Raw genomic sequence first — 8,675 nt, forward strand, 5'->3', positions numbered from 1 at the left:
CTACTCTAACAGATCCGCTCTTCTCTTCTACCCCATTTCATCATCTATTGCCTATATTTTAATGAGTCTCTTGTCAGGCATCCCACAGTTTTTCAATTATCCCTGGGCCATTACCGAAGAGAACGCAGCTCGACAGTATCGCTTAGCACGGGGGCTCATCAACTGGCTCAAACTCTTGCTGATTTGGATACTGGTCTATGGCGAATGGCTCACGATACAGGCGGCGACAAAACAAGCGACAGGTCCCGGCATGCTGGGTCTCATCGCTCTGCTCCTCTGCATGCTGCTCTCAACCGCTGTCTATATTGTAGCAGCCAGACGCGCGCGATAGACAGCCGACAACGGTCTCAGAGTCAACTATCCACGGCTAAAGCCTGGGGTCCCCAGCGCCGGGAAGAGAAGTCAGACGCCGGGCGGGGAAGGATTGGAGGGACGGGCGGACCAGCATGCTCTACGTCTACGGCGTCAAGGGACCCACTATCATTGGCTTATCCAGCTATGTGCTTCGCATAGCTGGCCGTCTGGATGATGGGTATGGTCGACAGGAGGAGCACAGGGATAACAATCCAGAGGAAGGCCAGAGTCGTATTGTCACCAAAGGGAATAAAGAAAGCAACGATTCCAATAAGCACCAGCAGGCTGGACCAGAGGATCGTCCATCTCGCTCCATAGCGGTTGATTTGGCGCCAGTGCTCGGCTGAGGTAAAGGCTCGTCCGAAGCGGAAACCGTAAAAAGAGTTGCTCTGAGCCTTGTCACGCAACAAGGGCAGACTCAAGGCAATCAGCGAAACGCCTGCCAAGACATCGATGATGCCAGCTAAGAGATTCAGTAAATTCATGGGAAGCAATCTCCTCAGATCATTGCTGCAACTGATAACATTTTATAACACCCATTTATCTGACAGACAAGAGTAGGCAGTCCGCTTTCAGCGATCACCGAAGGAACAAGGAGAAGGATTTTCTTGATGCCTTCGCCCTTTTTCTTGTCACTACTCTCTCAAGAGTACAGCAGTCATATGTATTCAAGGCAGAAACTTGCGCAATCCCGACAGTCTCTGTATAATAGTCCTGTGGAGCGTTCGGCCTCTGGGAATACAGACTTACATTCCAAGCAAAAACGAGGATAGGGGGAGTCTTAGCGCGAGGCAGGGAAAGGATGGCGACAGCAAGGTACATCGCTGGAGGGCCATCTGAGTGAGAATGACGCGGGGAGAACTGCAAGGTCCGCTCTAGAGCAGTGCTGCTCGCTTTAGTCGTACGCTCCCCAAAGCGGCCAGGAATCTGTAGCTTAGCATGAGATACCTCTCCACACTGCTCCAGGTGACATGCTCGTTTTTGATGCCCAGAGCCGATGTGGTCATAGGTCGCTTCACTTAGCCTAATCTACGCCTGGGAAAAAGAGATGCCCACTGAGCATGAACAGGCCATTGCTGGCAGGCATCTCTCTTTTTCATCAGTAGCAAGGCACTGCGGCACCCCCCTGGCCGATGCGCCTGGCAGTCGAGCCAGAAAGCGAGAGGGGCTATTATGCTGCCTGGCCAGGTTACATGCCGCACAAGCGACAATCGAATAGGACTTGCTGAGAGCTGTCCCGCGTTGAGCGAACAGAGTACAGAGGAAACGGCCTACAGCGATCCGATGGCTGGTGAGAGTTCGGAAGGATACGCCCTCTGGAACGCCTTCGTGAGCGGCTGGCCGAAGAAAGCTCGTGATATGCTCGCTCTGCTTTGTGACCCGTATGCGGCCTGAGACAGGCTGTGAGAGCCTTTATAGGGGAGGAAGGGCTGAGTGAAGGACGGAGGGCATATCACGGGCAAGTAGGATCAGGTGGGTGGTTCCCACGCAGCGCAATAACCGCAAAGAGTGGTCACCGTGCATGCTCCTCACAGCGGTGTGAGCGGCATCCTAGAGCAGAGAGCTGGTCTCGTCTCTTCTCGGGTGCGAGGCAGCGGCTGGTGACAATAAGGGTGGCACCACGGGCGTAGGTGCAAGCGAGTTCTCAGCCCTAGTCGGTCTCGCCTTCGTCCTACTCTCGTCCCTTCAGGTTTCCAGGACAGGAAGGGGCGGGGGTTTTTTGATGCCCGCTCGCTCCTTCCCAGGACGTCATTCCCTGACCTTGAAGGAGTGTTGCACGATGACGACTAGCAATCAGCAACAGCAGACCGCCGAGCAACATGCCCTTGCAGTTGCTCTGCAGAAGATCGAGGCGGTGGAGGTTCCCGGGGGGAAGCGCATCGCTCTCGCTTATTCGGGCGGCCTCGATTCTTCGCTCTGTGTCAAGCTCTCCCAGCTCAAGTACAAGGCGCAGGCGCTCTACGCCATCAACGTCGATGTTGGCCAGGGACAGGATGAGATCGACATGGCCGTACAGCGAGCGACTCAGCTTGGTATTCAGCCGATCATCATCGATGCGCAGCAGGAGTTCTCTGAGCAGTGGCTGACAAAGGCCATTCAGGCTAACTCGGACTACAATGGCTACCCTGTCTCGACCTCGATGACGCGCCAGCTCATCGCCGCTAGGGTAGCGCAGAAGGCCCTGGAGTTGGGATGTGATGCCTTGATGGAGGGGTCCAGCGGCAAAGGTAACGACCAGTACCGCATGCATAACGTCTTTAGCCTCTTCGCTCCCGGCCTGGCGATCTTTGTGCCGGTGCGCGATTTCGACCTGACGCGCAGCGAGGAGGGGCTACTGATGGAGCACTACGGCGTTCCGATCGAGGAGATCATTGTCGGCGGCGATGACAAGACGCTATGGTGCCGTTCGATTGCGAGCGGCGGGATCAATCTGGATACGGAGCTACCCGACTCGATCTGGATCTGGCTGACTCCCCCTCAGCAGGCCCCAGATAAGCCGACGACGATCAAGCTGACCTGGCGCAATGGCCTGCCAGTGGCCCTGAACGGTCAGGAGATGCCGCTCAATGAGATGATCAAGAAATTGAATGTGATTGGTGGTGCCAATGGCATCGGCAAGATCGACATCTGCGAGGACGGCATCATGGGCCTGAAGTCACGTGAAATCTATGAGGCCCCCGCGGCTACCATCCTGCTGAAGGTCCATCGCGACCTCGAGCAGTTTTGTCTTACTAAGGAAGAGATCCAGCTCAAGCGCCCGCTTGAAGCTTACTGGGCGCACATGGTCTATCACGGTGAGTGGTTCCATCCTTTGAAACAGGCTCTTGATGCTTTTATCGCTGAGACCCAGAAGGTAGTAAACGGCGAGTACACGCTTCGGCTCTACAAGGGGAATATTGATATCATAGCACGCAAGGCAGAGGGCGGCCTCTTCTTCCCCGATGTGCGCTCGATCACAAGCGCTAGTTTCAACCAGAAGGAGTGCGCCGCTGTGGCCCATATTCGCGGCCTGCCTTATGAGTTGATTTCGCGCCGTAATCAGAAGCTGGGATTCAGTTCCGTGGGAGGGATCTGATCAATGCCGAAACTCTGGCAGAAAGCCTACCGCGTGAATGAGCAGGTCGAGCGCTTCGAGGCAGCACAGAATAGCGCTCTCGATATGCGCCTGGTGCGTCATGATGTCTGGGGATCACTGGCGCATGTGGCTATGCTTACCAGGATCGGCGTGCTGACCGAGGATGAACATAGAGCCTTGAAAGAGGCTCTGTGTAACATCCTTCGTCTGGCCGAAGATGGCCAGTTTGTGATTACTCCCAGCGATGAGGATGTCCATACGCGCGTCGAAAATTATCTGGTTGAGGTGGCTGGCGCTGTGGGGAAAAAGATCCATATGGCCCGCTCGCGCAATGATCAGGTGCTGGTTGACCTACGCCTCTATGCCAAGGAGCAGCTACACGCTATCGCCAGTTCGTTGCTGACGCTGGTGGAGACGTTGCAGCGCTTCGCGGCGGCTCATGCCGATGTGCCGATGCCGGGCTATACCCATATGCAGCGGGCCATGCTCTCGTCGGTGGGCCTGTGGGCCGCTGCTTTCGCCGAGGCCCTGCTTGACGATGAGCAGCTTCTGAGCACGGCTTATAGCCTGAATGATCAGTCGCCGCTTGGTTCCGCTGCTGGCTATGGGGTTCCTATCGCTATCGATCGCCAGTACACCGCCGAGCTGCTCGGCTTCGCGCGTGTGCAGAACAATGTGATCTATGTCCAGAATAGCCGTGGCAAGGTGGAGGCAGCGATTGTCCAGGCGCTAGCCCAGATCATGCTTGACCTGAGCAAGCTCGCTCAAGATATTCTGCTGTTTACAACAGCCGAATACAGTTTCTTCCGCGTGCCTCAGGAGCTGTGTACGGGCAGTAGCATTATGCCCCAGAAGCGCAATCTAGGCGTGATGGAGCTGGTGCGCGCCCGCGCGCAGACGGTGCTGGCTTTGCAGCAGCAGATTCTGGGCATTGTCATGGGTCTCCCTTCCGGCTACAATATGGACTATCAGGAGACCAAGCGCCCTTTCCTGGAAGCGCTGGATGTGGTGCGCGAGTGCCTGGAGATCTGTACGCTAGTGGTGGGGTCGCTGGAGGTGAATGTCGATCGCCTGGTCGCCGCCTGTACGTTTGAACTCTTCGCCGCCGATCGCGCCTACGAGCTAAGTCGCACCGCTAATCTGCCGTTCCGCGATGCCTACCGCATTGTTGGAGCCGAAGTGACGGCACGCCTCGATCGCCATGAGCCGCTGCCAACAGAGAACCGAGAGCAGTTGGTCGAGCGCTTAAAGATGCGTAATCACCTGGGTGGCGCTGGCAACCTTGGTCTGGAGCAGGTGGCTCAGCGACTGGTAGCCGCACAGACAGTTTGGCAGGAGCGGGCAGCAGCTTTTGAGAGGGCTATCCGGCAACTGATAGGGTCAGCACACTATGATCAGGATAGCTCCGCTCAGGATAGCTCCGCGCCAGCACAGGGCGGGATTCAGTCTAAGCATGGGGAGGCTTAAGCTGATGGCTACTGCGGTTCTCGCCTATTCCGGTGGTCTCGATACCTCTGTGGCAATCCGCTGGATTAAGGAAAAATATGACCTGGATGTGATCGCGCTGACGATCGATGTCGGCAATGACCGCGATCTGCAAAGCATCGCACGCCGAGCGGAGCAAATCGGCGCAGTGAAAGCAATCGTGGTAGATGCGCGCGCTGATTTTGTTCGCTACTTTGTCTGGCCGGCCCTGCAGGCAGGGGCGATCTATGAGGGTCAGTATCCACTGGCAACTGCCCTGGCCCGTCCTTTGATTGCCCGCCTGCTGGTGGAGGTGGCACGCGCTGAGGGCGCAGTGGCCGTGGCCCACGGTTGCACGGGTAAGGGAAATGACCAGGTGCGCTTCGATGTCTCAATCGCTACGCTGGCCCCTGATCTGAAAATTATTGCGCCGGTACGCGAATGGGGCATGACACGCGACAGCGAGATCGCTTACGCCGCTGAGCACAATATTCCGATTCCGGTGACGAATGCCAGCCCCTATTCGATCGATCAGAATCTTTGGGGACGCAGTATCGAGTGTGGCGTGCTGGAAGATCCGTGGGAGGAGCCTCCGGAGGATGTCTATGCCTGGACAACCAGTCCCTGGCTCTTTGGGCGCCCGGGAGGTCCTCCCATCCCTGAGCCAACTTATATCGAGTTGACTTTTGAGCAGGGTATCCCCGTGGCTCTCAACGGCGAGGAGACCAATGGGGTGACCTTGATCGAGACGCTCAACCGCCTGGCTGGTAAGTACGGTATTGGCCGCATCGATCATGTGGAAAATCGTCTGGTCGGCATTAAGTCACGCGAGATCTACGAGGCGCCCGCGGCAGTGGTGTTACATGCTGCTCATAAGGCTCTGGAAAGCTTGACGCTCAGCCGCGATCAGTTGCGCTTCAAGGAGCTGGTTTCTGCGGAATATGCACGGCTGATCTATAACGGGCAGTGGTATAGCGCCCTGCATCAGGATTTGGCGGCCTATGTCCAGAGCACCCAGCGCTTTGTTAGTGGCAAGGTGCGCGTGAAGCTGGCCCCGGGCCAGTTCGCCATCGTTGGACGCCAGTCTGAGCACTCGCTCTATAGCCATAGCCTGGCCACCTATGATACGGGCGACCAGTTCGATCATAATGCAGCCGTGGGCTTCATTAAGCTCTGGGGACTGCCGTTGCAAACACAGGCACAGGCTCAGCTTCTGCCCTCGCTTGGCATCGAAGGGAACCTGCTCAAGGGAGTCGAGGGCAATCTCTTGGAGAAAGGGCCGGCCCATCCTACTCCAGAAGCTCAGCAATGAATGAGCCACCGGTTGACATAGACTAGACGCGGCCAGAGCATCTAGCAGGCCGATAGGTAGGCAGCTAGGCTGTCTAAGCCTTGCCCTCTCTGGCCGCGTTACATGGCTGGCTAGCCATCTGACTGGTTGGTTGCCTGGAGAGCGGCTCGGACGCCGGGAACGACTTCGCTGGCGAAGCGCTGGATTTGACGCAGACGATCCTCTAGCGGCCAGTAGATAAAGGTATCTAGTCCTATTTCACGCGCCAGACGCGTTAGCTCCTCCGTCCAGTCCTGGACGCTAGCGCGGAAGGTGCCGCGTTCCCAGCCCGGGCCGCCTGTGGTGATCTGGCCAATGATATTGTAGATACGCCGGATAGCCTGCGGCGGACGCCCCGCTTGCTGAGCGGCTGTGTCGATCTGACGCTGCATGGCAAGCAGTTGCTCGGGCGCGGCATAGGTGCTGCTGGGAATCCAGCCATCGGCCAGACGCCCAGTGAGACGCAGCATACGCGGACGATAGGCACCCAGCCAGATGCCGATCGGGTGGATAGGACGCGGGCCGGGATGGGTCCCCTGAGCGCTGTAGTAGCGCCCTTCAAAGTGGATGCTACGTTCACCGCTCCAGAAGCGGCGGATAAGCTGGACTGCTTCCTCGAGGGCGGCAACCGCTTCACTAGCACTGCGCCGCGGTCCCCCCATGGCAACAATACCATCGGCGAAGGCGCCTGCTCCTAACCCCAGTTCAATACGACCGTTGCTGAGAACGTCCAGAGTAGCCACAGCTTTCGCAAGCATCAAAGGGGGCCGCAACGGTAGATTGGCAACATTAGGGAAGAAGCGCACGCGCTGGGTAGCCTGTGCTAGCGTGGCAATGAGGGTCCAGGTATCCAAGAAGCTGGCATTGTAGGGATGATCTTGAATGCCAATGAGGTCTAGACCTGCCTCCTCAACGGCGCGCGTCAGTTCCAACGGCCAACGCGGGTCGTCCGCCGTCGGATCGACATTCGCTCCAAAGAGGAGGGGAAGCCGTGAACTCGTCGGCGTTGCCATTGGCCTTGCTCCTTCTTCGTTCATGTGTCTATCTGTCTGTCTGTTCGCTCGCTCGCAGCTCTTCTGCCCCCCGGCCTGTCCTTGACGACGAGGCTACAGGCAACACTCGGGTACCAGGCCCTCTGGATACTCCCAGGCAAGTGGGCATTGAGTGACTCCCTGCAGTCCGGTGCGAGGTAGCAGTCAGGGTCAACGCTTAAGCTTCAGGAGGCGCTGGCGCCTGCGCGGAAGCGCGGCAGCACCTGGCGCGCCAGCAGCTCAACGGTCTGTAGATCTTCTAGCTCCCAGCTTCCCAGCATAAAAGCTGTGATGCCCAAATCGATATAGGCTTGAAGTTGCTCGGCGATCTGGTCGGGGGTTCCGAGTAGCCCTCTGCCTTGCAATCGGGCAGCTTCCTTTGCAGAAGGCACACAGGTGCAGCGACCAAACCAGCTACGTTGAAGCTGAGTAGGATCGCGCCCGAGCTGATGACAGGCTCTCTCGAAAGCAGCAAGCCGCTCCCGATAGGCGTCGGGCTTGATCCAGGCGGCATTCCAGCCATCAGCATAGCGAGCAACGATGTGAAGCAGGCGCGTGCCCAGGCCGCCGACAATGATGGGAGGCACCGGCTCCGGCTTGGGCTCGCAATAGGCACTGTGAACACTATAGTGCCGTCCTTGGAAGGTCACTTGCTCGTCGTTCCAGAGCGCTCTAATAATCTGTAGAGTCTCTTCAAGCTGCTCAACGCGAGCCCGCGGCTCGGGAAAAGGATAGTTGTAGGCGCGATACTCTTCCTCATGCCAGCCCGCACCAATGCCCAGCAGAAAGCGTCCTCCGCCCAGATATTGCAAGGTGGCCCCCATCTTGGCCAGAAGCGCCGGATTGCGAAAGGACTGGCAGAGGACCATGTGGCCAATGCGATATTGCGGATATAAAGCAGCAATATAAGTGAGAGCTGTCCAGCCTTCTAATACAGGCGAGCTGCCAAACTGTAGATGATCGGTGAACCAGAGAGAGTCAATCTGTTCGCCTATCAGGGCAATCTGTTGTCGCGCGATTTCCAGAAAGCGGCTGGCCTCCATCCCGCGTGCCGGTCCGGCATTGAGGACCCAGCCAAAGCGGATCTCTGTTATCATGGTTTGCCTTCGCTCGCATTCTCCTCGTTGCTTCCATTGTATCCCCGCGGCAAAACCTGCGACAAGACATATGCACTAGGGACTGTCTCGGTGACTGCGAAACTCTTCTCCCTCACGGGAGCAGACTGCACCGGCGGCTCTGGTCCCCCTCTCATTAGGAGAGCGAGCAAAAAAGACAGGCCGCTGCCACGGCTCGTAGAGCCGCTTGAGACCGAAAGACCTCCTTGAGTAACAGAGCCTCATAGGGTATAGTATACGGAACATCATCATCCCAGTGCATAAGGGTGAACATCCACATGCTGGTCTTTGAAACGATCCGCAGC

7 protein-coding genes are annotated in these 8,675 nt (G+C 57.3%); 4 read left to right on the forward strand and 3 right to left on the reverse strand.

The window, feature by feature from the left end; translation table 11 throughout:
* Nucleotides 1-331 (forward strand): hypothetical protein (locus IRZ24_RS12870; RefSeq protein WP_297164873.1); only part of this gene is annotated, 331 nt, incomplete at its 5' end.
* Between the two features lie 157 nt (nt 332-488).
* Here the strand turns inward: IRZ24_RS12870 and IRZ24_RS12875 are convergent.
* A complete protein-coding gene (locus IRZ24_RS12875; RefSeq protein ID WP_297164875.1) occupies nt 489-839 on the reverse strand; it encodes an SdpI family protein in 351 nt (116 codons plus the stop codon).
* A gap of 1,295 nt (nt 840-2,134) precedes the next feature.
* Between IRZ24_RS12875 and IRZ24_RS12880 the strand changes: the two genes are divergently transcribed.
* Genes IRZ24_RS12880 through IRZ24_RS12890 form a run of 3 tightly spaced genes read left to right on the forward strand, consistent with a single transcriptional unit; the run spans nt 2,135 to nt 6,206 of the window.
* Entirely contained in the window at nt 2,135-3,430 is a 1,296-nt protein-coding gene (locus IRZ24_RS12880; RefSeq protein WP_297164877.1) for an argininosuccinate synthase, read from the forward strand.
* A 3-nt stretch (nt 3,431-3,433) separates the two neighbouring features.
* Nucleotides 3,434-4,897 (forward strand): argininosuccinate lyase, encoded by a 1,464-nt coding sequence (argH, locus tag IRZ24_RS12885; RefSeq protein WP_297164879.1) that lies wholly within the window; start codon nt 3,434-3,436, stop codon nt 4,895-4,897.
* 4 nt (nt 4,898-4,901) lie between these two features.
* Nucleotides 4,902-6,206 (forward strand): argininosuccinate synthase, encoded by a 1,305-nt coding sequence (locus tag IRZ24_RS12890; protein ID WP_297164881.1) that lies wholly within the window; start codon nt 4,902-4,904, stop codon nt 6,204-6,206.
* A 110-nt stretch (nt 6,207-6,316) separates the two neighbouring features.
* Here IRZ24_RS12890 and IRZ24_RS12895 read toward each other — a convergent pair whose 3' ends face one another.
* Nucleotides 6,317-7,237 (reverse strand): LLM class flavin-dependent oxidoreductase, encoded by a 921-nt coding sequence (locus IRZ24_RS12895; protein ID WP_297164883.1) that lies wholly within the window; start codon nt 7,235-7,237, stop codon nt 6,317-6,319.
* Nucleotides 7,238-7,440: 203 nt separating this feature from the next.
* Nucleotides 7,441-8,352 (reverse strand): LLM class flavin-dependent oxidoreductase, encoded by a 912-nt coding sequence (locus IRZ24_RS12900; RefSeq protein WP_297164885.1) that lies wholly within the window; start codon nt 8,350-8,352, stop codon nt 7,441-7,443.
* Nucleotides 8,353-8,675 lie beyond the last annotated feature (323 nt).

The sequence above is a fragment of the Thermogemmatispora sp. genome (assembly GCF_019683755.1).
Classification (GTDB): domain Bacteria; phylum Chloroflexota; class Ktedonobacteria; order Ktedonobacterales; family Ktedonobacteraceae; genus Thermogemmatispora.